The sequence below is a fragment of the Achromobacter sp. D10 genome (genome assembly GCF_035282245.1).
Lineage (GTDB): Bacteria > Pseudomonadota > Gammaproteobacteria > Burkholderiales > Burkholderiaceae_B > Achromobacter > Achromobacter insolitus.
Genome location: NZ_JAYJLE010000003.1, coordinates 174,894 through 189,988, shown reverse-complemented (window position 1 = coordinate 189,988; position 15,095 = coordinate 174,894). Strand labels below are relative to the sequence as shown.

At 65.8% G+C, this 15,095-nt stretch carries 15 protein-coding genes; 9 read left to right on the top strand and 6 right to left on the bottom strand.

The window, feature by feature from the left end; genetic code table 11:
* Positions 1–55: 55 nt before the first annotated feature.
* From VCS63_RS11090 to VCS63_RS11080, 3 genes are all read left to right on the top strand, one after another.
* Positions 56–715, top strand: coding sequence for a response regulator (locus VCS63_RS11090; RefSeq protein ID WP_042792579.1), 660 nt, complete (start codon positions 56–58; stop codon positions 713–715).
* Positions 712–2,040 carry an ATP-binding protein gene (locus tag VCS63_RS11085; RefSeq protein ID WP_063641689.1) on the top strand — a complete coding sequence of 443 codons (1,329 nt, stop codon included), beginning with the start codon at positions 712–714 and terminating at the stop codon, positions 2,038–2,040. Before VCS63_RS11090 ends, VCS63_RS11085 begins: the two co-directional genes overlap by 4 nt.
* A 64-nt stretch (positions 2,041–2,104) precedes the next feature.
* The gene (locus tag VCS63_RS11080; protein ID WP_063642311.1) at positions 2,105–3,547 is read left to right on the top strand and encodes a DegQ family serine endoprotease; all 1,443 of its coding nucleotides are present in this window, start codon (positions 2,105–2,107) and stop codon (positions 3,545–3,547) included.
* A 22-nt stretch (positions 3,548–3,569) separates the two neighbouring features.
* Here VCS63_RS11080 and maiA read toward each other — a convergent pair whose 3' ends face one another.
* From maiA to VCS63_RS11065, 3 genes are read right to left on the bottom strand one after another with little or no spacing between them, the layout of a single operon-like run.
* Positions 3,570–4,214: a maleylacetoacetate isomerase gene (gene maiA, locus VCS63_RS11075; RefSeq protein WP_042792578.1), complete on the bottom strand. Its 645-nt coding sequence runs from the start codon at positions 4,212–4,214 to the stop codon at positions 3,570–3,572.
* 50 nt (positions 4,215–4,264) lie between these two features.
* Entirely contained in the window at positions 4,265–5,242 is a 978-nt protein-coding gene (gene ispH, locus VCS63_RS11070) for a 4-hydroxy-3-methylbut-2-enyl diphosphate reductase (RefSeq protein WP_042792577.1), read from the bottom strand.
* Positions 5,242–5,718, bottom strand: a complete 477-nt coding sequence (locus VCS63_RS11065) for an FKBP-type peptidyl-prolyl cis-trans isomerase (protein ID WP_082884718.1) — start codon at positions 5,716–5,718, stop codon at positions 5,242–5,244. The genes ispH and VCS63_RS11065 overlap by 1 nt, the downstream gene beginning before the upstream one ends.
* 50 nt (positions 5,719–5,768) lie before the next feature.
* Here VCS63_RS11065 and radC point away from each other — a divergent pair, with 50 nt between their 5' ends.
* The 6 genes from radC to VCS63_RS11035 all read left to right on the top strand — a co-directional run bounded on the left by radC (position 5,769) and on the right by VCS63_RS11035 (position 11,968).
* Complete coding sequence (gene radC, locus VCS63_RS11060) at positions 5,769–6,446, top strand: RadC family protein (RefSeq protein WP_175201487.1); 678 nt, start codon at positions 5,769–5,771, stop codon at positions 6,444–6,446.
* Between the two features lie 85 nt (positions 6,447–6,531).
* Positions 6,532–7,158: an arylformamidase gene (gene kynB, locus VCS63_RS11055; protein ID WP_042792574.1), complete on the top strand. Its 627-nt coding sequence runs from the start codon at positions 6,532–6,534 to the stop codon at positions 7,156–7,158.
* Between the two features lie 183 nt (positions 7,159–7,341).
* The gene (gene kynA, locus VCS63_RS11050) at positions 7,342–8,190 is read left to right on the top strand and encodes a tryptophan 2,3-dioxygenase (protein ID WP_063641693.1); all 849 of its coding nucleotides are present in this window, start codon (positions 7,342–7,344) and stop codon (positions 8,188–8,190) included.
* 259 nt (positions 8,191–8,449) lie between these two features.
* Positions 8,450–8,716: a type B 50S ribosomal protein L31 gene (locus VCS63_RS11045; RefSeq protein WP_042792573.1), complete on the top strand. Its 267-nt coding sequence runs from the start codon at positions 8,450–8,452 to the stop codon at positions 8,714–8,716.
* Between the two features lie 124 nt (positions 8,717–8,840).
* Entirely contained in the window at positions 8,841–10,571 is a 1,731-nt protein-coding gene (locus VCS63_RS11040) for a glycosyltransferase (protein ID WP_323879727.1), read from the top strand.
* Complete coding sequence (locus VCS63_RS11035; RefSeq protein ID WP_042792571.1) at positions 10,568–11,968, top strand: MATE family efflux transporter; 1,401 nt, start codon at positions 10,568–10,570, stop codon at positions 11,966–11,968. The genes VCS63_RS11040 and VCS63_RS11035 overlap by 4 nt, the downstream gene beginning before the upstream one ends.
* 297 nt (positions 11,969–12,265) lie before the next feature.
* On the opposite strand, the gene paaK is transcribed toward VCS63_RS11035, so the two are convergent.
* The 3 genes from paaK to paaG all read right to left on the bottom strand — a co-directional run bounded on the left by paaK (position 12,266) and on the right by paaG (position 14,952).
* A complete protein-coding gene (gene paaK / locus VCS63_RS11030) occupies positions 12,266–13,579 on the bottom strand; it encodes a phenylacetate--CoA ligase PaaK (protein ID WP_042792570.1) in 1,314 nt (437 codons plus the stop codon).
* A gap of 111 nt (positions 13,580–13,690) precedes the next feature.
* Complete coding sequence (gene paaI, locus VCS63_RS11025) at positions 13,691–14,161, bottom strand: hydroxyphenylacetyl-CoA thioesterase PaaI (RefSeq protein ID WP_042792569.1); 471 nt, start codon at positions 14,159–14,161, stop codon at positions 13,691–13,693.
* Between the two features lie 2 nt (positions 14,162–14,163).
* Positions 14,164–14,952, bottom strand: a complete 789-nt coding sequence (gene paaG, locus VCS63_RS11020; protein ID WP_063959869.1) for a 2-(1,2-epoxy-1,2-dihydrophenyl)acetyl-CoA isomerase PaaG — start codon at positions 14,950–14,952, stop codon at positions 14,164–14,166.
* Positions 14,953–15,095: the final 143 nt, after the last annotated feature.

The window sequence follows — 15,095 nt, the reverse complement described above, 5'->3', positions numbered from 1 at the left end:
ACTCCCGCGCGTCGCCTCGCGTCCAACTTGCTGGACCATCCTGGCGAACACCACCATGCGTATTCTTCTTGTCGAAGACGACCTCATGATAGGCGAGAGCGTGCTGGACTGCCTGCGCGCGGAACATTACGCCGTCGATTGGGTCAAGGACGGCAACGCCGCGGAACTTGCGCTGCGCACCGACACCTACGACCTCATACTGCTGGACCTGGGCCTGCCCAAGCGCGACGGCCTGTCACTGCTGCGCGACCTGAGGGCGCGCAAGGACCGCACGCCGGTGCTGATCGCCACTGCCCGCGACGCCGTGAGCGACCGGATCGCCGGTCTGGATGCGGGCGCCGACGATTATGTGGTCAAACCCTACGACGTGGACGAATTGCTGGCCCGCATGCGCGCGCTGATCCGCCGCAGCGCCGGCCGCGCCGAACCAGTATTCGAGCACGAAGGCATCACCATAGACCCGCAGTCCCACGCCGCCATGGTGGACGGCAGCCCCGTCACGCTTACCGCCCGCGAATGGGCCGTGCTTGAACCGCTGATCGCGCGTCCGGGCATGATCTTTTCGCGCGCCCAACTTGAAGAAAAGCTGTACAGCTGGAAAGACAGCATCAGCAGCAATGCGGTTGAGGTTTATATTCATGGCCTGCGCAAGAAGCTGGGTCCGAACCTGATCCAGAACGTCAGAGGCGTCGGCTATGTCATCCCCAAAACATGAGCATTCCGCTTAGCTACTCCCTGAGAGCCAGGCTGCTTTTTTTCCTGCTGGCCGCCATTGTGATCGGCGCGCTGGTGCAGGGCGCCATCGCTTACCGCAGCACGCTGGCGCAAGCGGACGACATCTTCGACTCCCTGCTGCAGCGCACCGCCCTGTCCCTGGGCACCGGAGACGGACTGCTCAGCACCGGGGTGTCGCACGCCCGCGGGGCGGGCTCCCCCGTGGCCGACGACCTGATCATCCAGATCTGGACACCGGACGGCGTGCGCGTCTTCAATTCCCGCTCGCGCCGCCCGCTGCCGGACCAGATCGTGCTCGGCTTTTCCGACGCCAAGATGGAAGGCAGCACCTACCGCGTGTATTCGCTGGCCACCCCGTTTCAGGTCATCCAGGTGGCGCAGGACATGAACGTACGCACGAGCATGGCGCGTGCGCTGGCGCTGCGCACCATCGCGCCCATCGCCGCCGCCGCGCCCCTGCTCATGCTGATCGTCTGGTGCGTGGTCAGCTGGTCGCTGCGGCCCGTGAAGCGCGCGCGCACACAGGTCGCCGCACGCCAACCCGAGGACCTCTCCCCCATCAGCGTGCAAGGCCTGCCGGATGAGATCCGCCCCCTGATGCAGGAGCTGAACCTGCTTCTGGAACGCATGCGCGGCGCCTTCGCACAGCAAAAACAATTCGTGGGTGACGCGGCGCACGAATTGCGTTCGCCACTGACTGCGCTGCGCCTGCAATTGCAGGCACTGCAGCGCGCGGGCGACGCGGACACCCGCCGGCTGGCCGAGCAGCGTCTGGCCGCCGGCATCGACCGCGCCACACGCCTGGTGGAGCAGTTGCTGTCCATGGCGCGCCACGAGAGCGCGGCCGGACAGGCCCCTTCCGAAGCGGTCGATCTGGCCGACGTGCTGCGCCAGGCGCTGTCCGAAATGCTGCCCCAGGCGAACGCCAAGTCGATCAGCATCGACCTGGACGGCGCGCCGCAAGCATGGGTGCAAGGACAGCGCGACGCGCTGGCCCTGCTGGTGCGCAACCTGCTGGATAACGCAGTCAAGTACACGCCCGCCGGCAAGCGCATCCACCTCCACCTGCAGCAGGCCGACCATGAGGCCGCGTTGCTGATCGACGACGAAGGCCCCGGCATCGCGCGGGAAGAACGCGAGCGCGTGTTCGACCGCTTTTATCGCGTGGAAGGCAATGCGCAGCACGGCAGCGGCCTGGGACTGGCGATCGCGCGTGCCATCGCCGAGCGGCACGGCGCCTCGATCGAGCTACTGGACACACCCACGGGCGAAGGCCTGCGCGTGAAGGTGGTTTTCCCGACTTAAGACTCCCCTAAGTGTCAGGCCCGAAGATAGCGCCATGTCCTTCAACATGAACGCAGGAGCCGACATGAAGACCACCCAAATGAAACCCTCGCGCCTGGTGCTGGCGCTGCTGGCTGCCGGCGCCATTGGCGGCGCGGGCGCAACCGCCTTCACCGGCGGCGTTTCGATGGCGGCCAACGCGCCGGCCATCACTTCCTCCATCCAGGCGCCGGGCACTTCCAGCCCGCCCAACTTTGCGCAGATTACGCGCGATTTTGGCCCGGCCGTGGTGAACATCAGCGTCAGCGGCACCCGCAAGGTCTCCGCAGACGAAGGCGATCCCTTCGCCCAGTTCTTTGGCCAGTTCCCCGGCGGACGCGGACAGATGCCTTCGCGCGAAGTGCCGATGCGGGGCGAAGGCTCCGGCTTTATCGTCAGCGCCGACGGCATCATCCTGACCAATGCGCACGTCGTACAGGACGCCAAGGAAGTCACTGTGAAACTGACCGACCGCCGCGAATACAAGGCCAAGGTGCTGGGCTCGGACCCGCAGACCGACGTAGCCGTCCTCAAGATCGACGCCAAGAACCTGCCTGTCGTGAAGGTGGGCGACGTCAACCAGTTGCAGGTCGGCGAATGGGTGCTGGCCATCGGCTCGCCCTACGGCCTGGAGAACACGGCCACTGCCGGCATCGTCAGCGCGAAGGGTCGCTCGCTGCCCGACGATACGTCCGTGCCCTTCATCCAGACGGACGTGGCGGTCAACCCCGGCAACTCTGGGGGCCCGCTGTTCAACGACCGCGGCGAAGTCGTGGGGATCAATTCGCAGATCTACAGCCGCACCGGCGGATTCCAGGGCCTGTCGTTCTCGATCCCCATCGACGTGGCCTACAAGATCAAGGATCAGATCCTCGAGCACGGCAAGGTGCAGCACGCCAGGCTCGGCGTGACCGTGCAGGAAGTGAACCAGGACCTGGCCAACTCCTTCAAGCTGGATACCCCTTCGGGCGCGCTGGTCTCCAGCGTGGAGAAAGGCAGCGCGGCCGACAAGGCCGGCCTGCAACCCGGCGACGTGGTTCGCAAGATAGACGGCAAGACCATCGTATCCTCGGGCGACCTGGCCTCCACCATCACGCTTGCCACGCCGGGCGAAAAGATCAAGCTGGACGTCTGGCGCAATGGTTCGCAGAAGGAACTGGTAGCGACCCTGGGCGGCGTGCCCAAGGACAGGACACAGGCCTCAGCGGGCGATCAGGAAGTGCAGCGCGGCCAGCTCGGCCTGGCCTTGCGTCCGCTAAGCCCGCAAGAGCAACAGGCAGCGGGTGCCGAGGGCCTGCTGATCGAACGCTCTATCGGCCCCGCCGCCAAGGCGGGGATCGAGCCGGGAGACGTGCTGCTGTCCTTGAACGGCGTGCCGGTACGCAATGTCGCGCAGGTCAAGGAGGCGCTGTCCAAGGCAGGCAAGACGGTCGCCCTGCTGGTGCAACGCGGCGAAGACAAGATCTTCGTGCCGGTGCAGATCGGCTAAGCCGACCCGCGCCCGGGTTGCCTTATTCCGCGTCGGGCTGCTTGCCCGGCGCGGCCGCGTCGAACGCCGGCAACGCGCGGCAGGCCGCATCGATGCGCACGACATTGGGCATGGCCGACAGGTCGCAATCGAAACGCTGGGCGTTCGCCACCTGGGGCACCAGGCACAGGTCGGCGATCGTGGGCGTATCGCCATGGCAGAAACGGCCGGTGGCGGGAGAACCCGCCAGCTGAGCCTCCAGGGCTTCCAGGCCCTGGTGCACCCAGTGCTTGTACCAGGCGGTCTTGGCGGCCTCGTCCACGCCCAGCGTGTGCTTCAGGTACTTCAATACGCGCAGATTGTTCAGCGGGTGCGTATCGCAAGCGATACCCAGCGCCAGGTCCCGCACTCGCGCGCGGCCTAGCGCGTCCGCCGGCAACAGCGGCACGTCGGGGTGCGTTTCTTCCAGGTATTCGATGATGGCCAGCGACTGGCCGATGACGGCGTCGCCATCGACCAAGGTGGGCACCAGCGCCGTCGGGTTCACCTTGCGGTAGTCCGCCGACAACTGCTGACCGCCATCCTTCAACAGATGCACGGGCAGATATTCGTACGGCAGTCCCTTGAGATTGAGGGCGATGCGCACTCGATACGCGGCCGAGCTGCGAAAGTAGCTGTACAACTGCATGAAGTCTCCTTGGTACTCTGTTTGTTCTGATACGGCGATCGTGCGCCCGACTATTCCAGCGATTCCGTCTGGGCCGATTTTCGGGATAGTCCCTTGGGCAGCGGGAATGCCACGTTCTCTTCCAGGCCCGGCATGGTGCGCACCGACAACGCGCCCAGTTCCTTGACCCGGTCGATCACTTGCTGCACCAGGATCTCCGGAGCGGAAGCGCCCGCGGTCACGCCAATGCGCTTGCGACCCACCAGCCAGGCCGGATCGATCGATTGCGCGCCGTCGATCAGATAAGACGCCACCCCCTTGCGCTCGGCCACTTCGCGCAGCCGGTTGGAGTTGGAACTGTTGGGACTGCCCACCACCAGCACCAGATCGCAATCCGGCGCCATGACCTTGACCGCGTCCTGGCGGTTCTGGGTGGCGTAGCAAATATCGCTTTTCTTGGGCTCGACGATGTTGGGGAAACGCTGCTTCAGCGCCCGCGACACGGCCGCCGCATCATCCACCGACAAGGTGGTCTGCGTAACATAGGCCAGGTTATCGGGATCGGCCACTTGCAGGCCCGCGACGTCCTCAACGGTCTCGACCAGATACATGCCCCCCTGGGCCTGCCCCAGCGTACCCTCGACCTCGGGATGCCCCTTGTGGCCGATCATGACGATTTCGCGGCCGGCCGCGCGCATGCGGGCCACCTCGATATGGACCTTGGTGACCAGCGGGCAAGTGGCGTCGAACACGCGCAGTCCGCGGGATTCGGCTTCGGCCCGCACTGCCTTGGACACGCCGTGCGCCGAGAACACGACAATGGCGCCCGCAGGCGCGTCGTCCAGCTCGTCGATGAAGATGGCGCCCTTGGCGCGCAGGTCTTCCACCACGTAGCGGTTGTGGACGATCTCATGGCGCACGTAGATAGGCGCGCCGTGCAGCTCGAGCGCGCGCTCGACGATGTCGATGGCGCGATCCACGCCCGCGCAGAAGCCGCGCGGCTGGGCCAGCAGGACTTCCGCGCCCGCGGCGGTGACAGCCTGGCTCATCAGAGGACTCCCAAGAGCGCCACGTCGACCCGCAAGCTGATGCCCGCGAGCGGGTGGTTGAAATCGAACAGGGCCGATTCATCATTGATTTCCTTCAGGACGCCCGAATAGCGGCCGCCATTGGGCGCGGTGAATTCCACCAGATCGCCCGGCTCGAAGGTGGCGTCAGCGCCGGCATGCTCGGCCAGCATGGCGCGCGTAACGCGCTGGATGAGTTCGGGATTGCGGTCGCCGTAGGCGTCGGCCGGCGCCACCGTGACGCTGAAGCGCTCGCCTTCGGCACGGCCGACCAGCGCCGCCTCCAGGCCAGGCGCCCACTGGCCGCTGCCCATCTGCAGCGTACCGGGACGGCCGTCGAAGGTGTCGGCGAACACGGAATCCTTGCCCGGCCCGGAGGCCAGCGTGATGCGGTAGTGCAGGGTCAGGTAGGAATCCGGACGGACCAAAACGTTCACTTCATTAGAGGCGATGCTCACGATCTGCCACCGTATATGCAATTGAATAAACCTTGATTTTAGAGCCTCTTATGAAATTGTCCGCCCGCCTCCCCAAACATGAGCGCCCCAGGGAGCGCTTGCTGCGCCTGGGGGCCGCCGCGCTTCAGGACGCGGAACTGCTCGCCATCGCCCTTCGCACCGGCATTCCCGGACTGGACGTCGTGGGATTGGGCACTCGGCTGCTGGAAAGATTCGGCGGCCTGCGGGGGCTACTGGGCGCCACACCCGAGGAACTCACGGCGGTTCCCGGCCTGGGCGCGGCCAAGGCCTGCATGCTGGCCGCCCTGCTGGAACTGGCCCGCCGCGCCATCGAGGAGGACCTGGCCCGCATCAACAACCTGGACCACCCGCTGCAGGTCAAGCAGTACTGCCAGATGGCGCTGGGACACCGCCAGGTGGAACACTGCATCGCGCTGTACCTGGATAACCGGCTGCGCCTGATCGCAACCGGCGAACTGGCGCGCGGCACACTCTCCCAGGCATCGGTCTACCCCCGCGAGGTCGTGCGCGAGGCCCTGCGCCACCATGCAGCCGCCCTGATCATCGCCCATAACCACCCCTCTGGCCTGGCGGAACCCAGTGCCGCGGACCGCGAATTCACCCGGCACCTGAAACAGGCGCTCGCACTGGTGGAAATCAGGCTGGTGGACCATTTGGTCGTCGCGGCCGGCGCGGTGGTGTCCATGGCCGAACTCGGCGCCCTGTAGAGGCTGCGGCCCGCCCCGGAATTCGTTAGACTACCGCCCGCAATTGCTTTAGGCTTAACGCATCTCCAGACCATTTCCGCCCGATATGAAACGCCTGTGGGACATTTCCCCGCCCGTCTCCACGGCATCGCCAGTCTTCCCCGGCGATACGCCGTACCGCCAGCAATGGAAATGGTCGCTGACGCCCGGCTGCCCGGTCAATGTCAGCGAAATCACGCTGTCCCCGCATATCGGCGCGCACGCCGACGCTCCCCTGCACTACGAGAACGGCGCGGCCGCCATCGGGGCGGTGTCGCTGGAACCGTTCCTGGGCCCCTGTCGCGTCATCCACGCCATCGATTGCGGCCCCCTCATCACGGTGGACCATCTTGCCCACGCGGCCCTGAACCTGCCGCCCCGCGTGTTGGTCCGTACCGCCAAGCACGCTGCCCAGGACTGGTGGACCGACGATTTCTCCGCCTACGCGCCCCAGACCATTGAATGGCTGGCTGAGCGCGGCGTCATGCTGATCGGCCTGGATACGGCCAGCATCGACCCCGCGTCCAGCAAGACCCTGGACAGCCACCACACGATCTTGCGGCACGACATGCGGGTACTGGAGAACCTGGTGCTCGACGACGTGCCGGAAGGCGATTACGAGTTGATCGCACTGCCGTTGGCGCTGGTCCAGGCCGATGCCAGCCCGGTTCGCGCCGTCCTGCGCGAACTGTAGGCTGGTCCGCTGGCCATTGCGCGGCTGATCCGGAAATTCAGCCGCCCATTCTGGAAGCACGACCATGAAGAAAAATTCAGCCTCGCATGCGGCGCTCGGCCGCATCCGCCCGCACGCGCCCAACTGGCGCGCGCTGCCCGCCTCCGCCCGTCGCGCGGCACCGCCCTGCCACGGAGGCCGCGCATGACCCACCCCGAACGCCCCGAAGACATCGTCCGCCAGGAAAAAGCGCAGTTGGATTTCACGCGCGACATGACCTATGGCGACTACCTGCATCTGGACGAACTGCTGGGCGCGCAGCATCCGCTGTCGCCCGAACACAACGAGATGCTCTTCATCATCCAGCATCAGACGAGCGAGCTCTGGATGAAGCTGATGCTGCACGAGTTGCGCGCCGCCATCGCAAACGTGGCCTCCGATCGCCTCCAGCCCGCTTTCAAGATGCTTGCCCGCGTCAGCAAGATCATGGAACAGCTGGTCCATGCCTGGGATGTGCTGGCAACCATGACGCCGCCCGAATATTCCGCGCTGCGTCCCTATCTGGCGCGCTCCAGTGGATTCCAGAGTTATCAGTACCGCCAGGTCGAATTCCTGCTCGGCAACAAGAACGCCGCCATGCTCAAGCCGCATGCGCACCGCGACGACCTGCTTGCCCAGGTTCGCAGCGCCTATGAAGCCCCCTCGCTGTACGACGAGGCATTGCGGCTGTTGGCGCGCCATGGCCTGGACGTGCCGGCCGATCACCTCGAGCGCGACTGGACGCAGCCCTATGAATCCTCGGCGGGGGTGGAAGCCGCCTGGCTGACCGTATACCGGCAGCCCGACCGCTACTGGGACCTGTATCAACTGGGGGAAAAGCTGACCGACCTGGAAGACGCGTTCCGCCTGTGGCGCTTTCGCCACGTCACCACCGTCGAACGGGTCATCGGGTTCAAGCGCGGCACAGGCGGCACCTCGGGGGTGGATTACCTGCGGCGCATGCTGGAAGTGGTGCTGTTTCCCGAGATCTGGAAGCTGCGCACGGATCTCTAGATCCTAGCCTGAAGGTCCAGGCGAATTCTTATCCGACCCTGATTTTTAGCAAGGAAGCGCCCCATCCGGGGCCTTTCCCCCCCTTGGCCTGGCCAAAATTCCCATGCTAGAATTTGGGGTTACTTTTTGGATACGTGGCTAGAACGGCTTACGACTATCCTGCCGCTGGGCACCCATTACCCAAGCAGGCGAGATACCGGGCATTTTGGCTGGCGACCCTAACAACTTGCAAGGCTCGATCGAGCCCTAGGAAAGCACCATGAAAGAAGGCATTCACCCCGAATACCGCGAAGTCGTCTTCGCCGACCTGCAAACGGGCAACAAGTTCATCACCCGTTCGACCGTGCAAACGCGCGAAACCATCGAAATGGATGGCAAGACGTACCCGCTCTTCAAGTGCGACGTGACCTCCGAATCGCATCCGTTCTACACGGGCGCTCAAACCCGCATCGTCGAAACCGGCCGCGTGGAAAAATTCCGCGCCCGCTTCGCCCGCACTGCCGGCACGGTCAAGTCCGCTTCCTGATCCTGTCGCTCCCGCGGGAGCCGCAGCAAAAAGGCAGCCTCCGGGCTGCTTTTTTTTCTCCCAGGCCGTCCGATTTCGACGCTGGGTACTAGCGCAACCAGACCACTCGGTTACATTAACGCCCGTGTCCCCACTTTCCATTTCCACTCCGGCCCGGCTCACGTCCGTGGCCACCGCAAAACTGCCCAGGCTGATCCTGCTGGGCTTGTCGCTGGCCTACATCGTGGCCGGTCTGTTCATGCGCGACCCGTGGAAAACCGACGATGCGGTGGGGCTGGCAACCATGCTCACGGCGATCCGCGAAGGCGGCATCACCTGGCTGCTGCCGCAAGTGGGACACCTGGCCCATGCCGAGGAAGGCCCGCTGATCACCTGGGTGGGCGCGATATGCATCTGGCTGTTCGGCCCGTTCATCGGCGACATCCCCGCCGGCCGGTTGCCCAACCTGCTCTGGTTTGGCATCACCGCCACCAGCGTCTGGTACGGCACTTACCTGCTGGGCCGCCGGGCCGAGGCCCAACCGCTGGCGCTGCCATTCGGCGGCGAACCCGAGCCCCGCGACTATGGGCGCATGTTGGCGGACGCCGCGCTGCTGTTGCTGCTGGCCACGGTCGGCATCCTGCAGCGCACTCACGAAACCACCGTCGTGCCCGCCATCATGGCGTGGCAGGCGCTCGCGTTCTATTCGCTGGCGCGCAGCATCGACCGGCCGTTCACCGGCAGCACCACTCTGGGTATTGCCCTGGCGGCCAGTTTCCTCACCCGCGGCTGGGTGGGCGCCTTGCCCATCATGGTAGGCGCGGCCCTGGCGTTCTACCCTCACAGCCGCCTGTGGAAATGCCGGCGCTGGCTACCTTGGACCGTGCTGCTGACCGCCCTTTTGATCCTGGCCTGGTGGATTCCGGCCAGCCATAGCAGCGAGTACTGGATCCGCAACTGGAAGATCTGGAACCTGGCGTCGTTTGCCGCCCCCAACTGGCACGACATGGGCCGCACACTGCGCGACCTGCCTTGGTACCTGTGGCCGACCTGGCCGCTGGCCCTGCTGGCCGTGTGGCGCTGGCGCGCATGGCTCTACGCGCCCCACATCTGGCTGCCCCTGGCCATGTTGGCCTGCGCGGCGCTGGTGCTGTTCGGACTGGAAGAAGCGTCCGACTCCGAGTACGTGCTGCTGGCCGTGCCGTGCGCGGTACTGGGCGCGTTTTCCCTGCCCACGTTGCGCCGCGGTGTGGTCAATACGCTGGACTGGTTCGCCGTCATGTGTTTTTCCCTGACCGCAGCGACGGTCTGGCTCGGCTGGGTCGCCCTGCACTTCCAGTGGCCGGCGCAGATTTCCCGCAACATCGCCCGCCAGACCACCGGTTACCAGCCCGAGATCTCCTGGATCGCGTTTGCGCTCGCCGTAGGCTTTACGGTGGGCTGGATCGCGTTGGTGGTGTGGCGACTGCGGGTGCGGCCGCAAGCGCTGTGGCGAGGCACCGTGCTGTCGGCCGGCGGCCTGACCGTGACCTGGATCCTCCTGGTGCTGCTATGGCAGCCGGCAGTGGACTACGCCCGCAGCTATCGCACCGTGTCGGGCCAACTGGCCCAGGCGCTGGAACAGCACGTGCGACCCGGCGAATGCGTCCGCGGGCTGAGCCTGGGCAGCGGGCAGCGCGCCTCGTTCCTCATCTTCAATCACCTGACATTCACCTTCGACTCCCGCTGCACGCTGGTGCTGCAACAGACCAGCAACCAGAGCCTGCGCGACAACACGGCCGCCTACAGCGACGGCGCCGAAGTGCTGTGGCAGGGAGGCCGCCGCGCGGACCGTCAGGAAGTATTCCGCCTGCTCAGAGTCGGCTCCCCCCGATGACACCCGCCCCCAATGCGCCGATGAGTTTCGGCGCCACCCTGCGCGGCATCGCCAGGCAGGCCTGGCCGGTGCTGGTCAGCCAATGGGCGGGCATCTCTTTTGGCGTGCTGGACACCGCCATGACGGGCCACTCCAGCGCGGCCGACCTGGCGGCCATGGCGCTGTCCGCCTCCATCTACATCACCATCTTCGTCGGGTTGATGGGCGTGGTGCACGCCCTGATCCCCATCCTGGCCCAGCATTTCGGCGCCGGCAACAATCTCGAAGTCGGCCGCAGTTGGGGCCAGGGCGTGTGGCTGGCGCTGGGGCTGTCCGTGGTCGGCGCCGTGCTGATGCTGTTTCCGGACATGTGGTTGTCCATGTCGGGCGAAGTCGCCCCCGGCGTGCGGGAACGCATCGGATCCTACCTGCAGGCCTTGGTGCTGGCGTTGCCCGCCGCGCTGGTGTTCCGCACCATCTACGCGCTGGGCACCTCGGTCTCGCGCCCCAAGCTGGTCATGGCGATCAACCTGACGGCCATCGGCTTCAAGGCCTTCTTCAATTGGCTCTTCATCTACGGCAAGCTGGGACTGCCGGCCATGGGCGCCACCGGCGCCGGGCTGGCCACGGCCGTCGTGTCATGGATGAGCCTGGGGCTGGGCCTTTGGGTCATTACGCATGACCGCTACTACCGGCGCTTCAAACTCCACGTGGGCAAGCCCGACTGGAAAACGCTGAAGGAACTGCTGCGGCTGGGCATTCCCATGGGCGGCTCGTACCTGGTGGAGGTGTCGGCCTTCACATTCATGGCGCTGCTGGTGGCGCGCGAAGGCACCTACGTGACCGGCGGCCACCAAATCATGTCCAACCTGGCCGCGCTCTGCTACATGATGCCCATGGCGCTGGGCGTAGCTACCGCGGCCCTGACCGCGCAGGCCATCGGCGCCGGCAACCTGGCCCATGCGCACCGCACGGGCATGGCCGGACTGGCGCTGGGCCTGCTGGGAGCGCTGCTGACGGCGGGAGTACTGCTGGCCGGCCGTCCCCTCATCCTGGCCGCCTACACCGACAACCCCGAAGTGGCTGCGGTAGCCACCACGCTGCTGGCCGTCCTGCCCCTGTTCCATCTGTTCGATTCGATGCAATGCATCAACTCCTATCTGCTGCGCGCCTACAAGGTGGCGGTGGTTCCCCTGCTGCTGCAAGTCGTTGCGCTGGCGGGCGTGGGACTGGTGGGCGGCTGGTGGTTCGGCTTCGGCCCGGGCCGCGGCGGCCTGGACGGCGTGCGCGCCATCCTGGTCCCCGGATCGCCACAAGGCGCGGGCAGCATGTGGCTGATGGCCATGGTCGGCCTGGGGCTCTCTGCCGCCCTGCTCCACTACTGGTATCGGCGCATCGTGCGCGGGACAATCAAGTAAAAAAAGCAGCCTTGCGGCTGCTTTTTCACTACCGCTTCCTGGAACACGCGCGCGGCGTTGGGGGCTCGCGGCGCCGCCCCCTCGGGGGCAGCTAGCCCGCGTAGCGGGCGCGGCGTGGGGGCTCGCGCCGCCGCCAGGCCGCCCTAAGGCGGCGCCGCCCCCTCGGGGGGCAGCTAGCCCGCGCAGCGGGCGCGGCGTTGGGGGCTCGCGCCGCCGCCAGGCCGCCCTAAGGCGGCGCCGCCCCCTCGGGGGGCAGCTAGCCCGCGCAGCGGGCGCGGCGTGGGGGGGGCCCTATTATTATTTCGGCCGCTTATCGATCACGCGGCGCGCCTTGCCGGTCAGCGTGCGCTCCACGTGGCCAGCATCCGATACCTGGATGCGCGCGCTGACGCCGATGTGCGTCTTGACCGCGTGCTGGAGCTGCTTGCCCAGATTGGCGCGTTCCGCATCCGACAGCGTCGAAAATTCCGCGCGCAGTTCCGTCAGGATTTCCAGTTCGTCCATATTGCCGGTGCGCGACAACACCAATTGGTAGTGTGGCGCCAGCTGGGCGATCTTGAGCACCAGCTCCTCGACCTGGGTCGGGAACATATTGACGCCGCGCACGATCAGCATGTCGTCGCTGCGGCCGGTGATCTTACCGATGCGGCGCATACTGCGCGCGGTTGGCGGCAGCAGGCGCGTCAGGTCGCGGGTACGGTAGCGGATGATGGGCATCGCTTCCTTGGTGAGCGAGGTGAACACCAGCTCACCCGGCTCGCCGTCGGCCACGGGTTCGCCCGTGTCGGGATTGATGATTTCCGCGTAGAAGTGGTCTTCCCAGACCACCGGACCGTCCTTGGTCTCGACGCATTCACTGGCCACGCCCGGGCCCATGACTTCCGACAGGCCGTAGATGTCGACGGCATCGATGCCCGCTTCGGCTTCGATGTCGGCACGCATCTGCCCGGTCCAGGGTTCGGCGCCGAAAATCCCGATGCGCAACGAACTTTGACGCGGATCAATCCCCTGGCGGCGCTGTTCCTCCAGAATATTGCAGAAATAGGAAGGCGTGACCATGATGATGTCCGGACGGAAATCATTGATCAGTTGCACCTGCTTTTCCGTCTGTCCGCCCGACATCGGAATGACCGTGCAGCCCAGGCGTTCCGCGCCGTAATGCGCGCCCAGGCCGCCGGTGAAGAGACCGTAGCCGTAGGCAACGTGCACCGTGTCGCCCGGCTTGCCGCCCGCCGCGCGGATCGAGCGCGCCACCAGATTGGCCCAGTTGTCCAGGTCGCTCTTGGTGTAGCCCACGACCGTGGGCTTGCCGGTGGTGCCGCTGGAGGCATGAATGCGCGAGATGCGCTCGCGCGGCACGGCGAACATGCCGAAGGGATAGTTCTCGCGCAATTCCTTCTTCGTGGTGAAGGGAAACTTCGAGATATCGGAAAGCTGTTTCAAGTCGTCGGGATGCACCCCGGCTTCATCGAAGGCCTTCTTGTAGTGCGGAACGTTTTCGTAAGCATGCTTGAGCGACCACTTCAGCCGCTCCAGCTGCAGCGCGCGCAGCTCATCCTCGCTGGCATGCTCGATGGGGTCCAGCCCCGGCTTGCTCATGGTGTTGGACATGGTTATCTCTCTCCTGAAATTCTCTCTGCGCGGGGTCCGGTTGCCTGGCGGGCGGGATACCCGCAAGCCATCAATCCGGCCCGCGGCCGTATCTTTGGTTGGATGGCTGCCTCAAGCGTCCGCCGGAACCCCGACGATCTGGCCCTTGATGCGGTAGGAGCGGCCGCGGAACAACGCCACGTTGCGTCCGTCCTGATTGGTCACGGTCACGTCATAGACGCCGGTGCGGCCGGCCAGCGAACGCTCTTGGGCAACAGCGGTCAGCAGGTCTCCTTCGAAGCCTGGGGCCAGGTAGTCGATGGTGCAGCCCGAGGCCACGGTGCTGACGTTGCGCGAATTGCAGGAAAAGGCGAAGGCGCTGTCCGCCAAGGCGAAGATGAATCCGCCGTGGCAGGTCTTGTGGCCGTTCAGCATGTCGGCGCGCACGCGCATCGTCAGGCGCGCATAACCCGGTGCCATTTCTTCGACTTTCATATCCAGGCCCTGCGACGCCGCGTCACCCGCGTACATCACGGTGCCGACGGCCTGCGCCAGCTCCTGGGGATCGGTCGGCACTTCGACCGCGGGAACATGTGCATTCATTCTTATTGCCCCTTGAATTGCGGTTCGCGTTTGCCGAGGAAGGCGGCCACGCCTTCCGCATAGTCAGCGCTGCGGCCGAGTTCGCGCATCATGTCGCGCTCCAGGTCCAGCTGCGTGGACAGGTCATTGCCCAGGCTGGCCTGCATGGCCCGCTTGGTGTAGGCGAGGCCCTTGGTGGGCGCCTTGGCGAAGTGCTGGGCCAGGCGCTCCAGCGTGGCGTCGAATTCGTCGTCCGCCACGCATTGCCAGATCAGGCCCCATTCTTCTGCCTGCTTGGCGCTGAGCTTGTCGCCCAGCATGGCCAGGCCCATGGCGCGAGCACGGCCAACCAGGCGCGGCAGCACGAACGTTCCGCCGGTGTCGGGAATAAGCCCGAGGCGGCAGAACGACTGGATGAACGAGGCCGAAGCCTTGGCGATGACGATGTCTCCGGCGAACGCCAGGTTGGCGCCAGCCCCCGCGGCAACGCCGTTCACACCCACGACGACGGGCATCGGCAAGGCGTTCACGCGGCGCACCAGCGGTCCGTAGAACTTGTCGACGGTCTCACCCAGATCCGGCGGCGTACCGTCGGGCGCGGGTTTGCGTTCGCTGAGGTCCTGGCCGGCGCAGAAGCCGCGGCCGGCGCCGGTCAACACCAGCACGCGCGCACCTTCGGTTTCCACGCGGGTCAGGGCATCGGCCACTTCACCATGCATGTTGGCCGTGAAGCTGTTCAGCTTGTCCGGACGGTTCAGCGTCAAGCGCGCGATGCCGCCCGACAGGTCAAATTGAATGTCTTGATAGGTCATATCAGTTATCCATGGCGGGCACGCCACTCACGTCAAAAATCATCAGCCCCCCCTAGCCGGGCAGCGCGGAGTCGGCTTTGCCGGTCCGCAGTTGCTCCCCCTCGAGGGGGGAGCGCGCAGCGCTTCGGGGGTGGGCCTCATCC

Excerpts from the sequence above, each read along its gene's own strand:
- paaG (WP_063959869.1), bottom strand. The coding sequence starts at position 14,952 with ATGACCTATCAAGACATTCAATTTGACCTGTCGGGCGGCATCGCGCGC.
- VCS63_RS11090 (WP_042792579.1), top strand. The coding sequence starts at position 56 with ATGCGTATTCTTCTTGTCGAAGACGACCTCATGATAGGCGAGAGCGTG.
- VCS63_RS11080 (WP_063642311.1), top strand. The coding sequence starts at position 2,105 with ATGAAGACCACCCAAATGAAACCCTCGCGCCTGGTGCTGGCGCTGCTG.
- paaI (WP_042792569.1), bottom strand. The coding sequence starts at position 14,161 with ATGAATGCACATGTTCCCGCGGTCGAAGTGCCGACCGATCCCCAGGAG.
- maiA (WP_042792578.1), bottom strand. The coding sequence starts at position 4,214 with ATGCAGTTGTACAGCTACTTTCGCAGCTCGGCCGCGTATCGAGTGCGC.
- kynA (WP_063641693.1), top strand. The coding sequence starts at position 7,342 with ATGACCCACCCCGAACGCCCCGAAGACATCGTCCGCCAGGAAAAAGCG.
- radC (WP_175201487.1), top strand. The coding sequence starts at position 5,769 with ATGAAATTGTCCGCCCGCCTCCCCAAACATGAGCGCCCCAGGGAGCGC.
- kynB (WP_042792574.1), top strand. The coding sequence starts at position 6,532 with ATGAAACGCCTGTGGGACATTTCCCCGCCCGTCTCCACGGCATCGCCA.
- VCS63_RS11085 (WP_063641689.1), top strand. The coding sequence starts at position 712 with ATGAGCATTCCGCTTAGCTACTCCCTGAGAGCCAGGCTGCTTTTTTTC.
- paaK (WP_042792570.1), bottom strand. The coding sequence starts at position 13,579 with ATGTCCAACACCATGAGCAAGCCGGGGCTGGACCCCATCGAGCATGCC.
- ispH (WP_042792577.1), bottom strand. The coding sequence starts at position 5,242 with ATGAGCCAGGCTGTCACCGCCGCGGGCGCGGAAGTCCTGCTGGCCCAG.
- VCS63_RS11045 (WP_042792573.1), top strand. The coding sequence starts at position 8,450 with ATGAAAGAAGGCATTCACCCCGAATACCGCGAAGTCGTCTTCGCCGAC.
- VCS63_RS11035 (WP_042792571.1), top strand. The coding sequence starts at position 10,568 with ATGACACCCGCCCCCAATGCGCCGATGAGTTTCGGCGCCACCCTGCGC.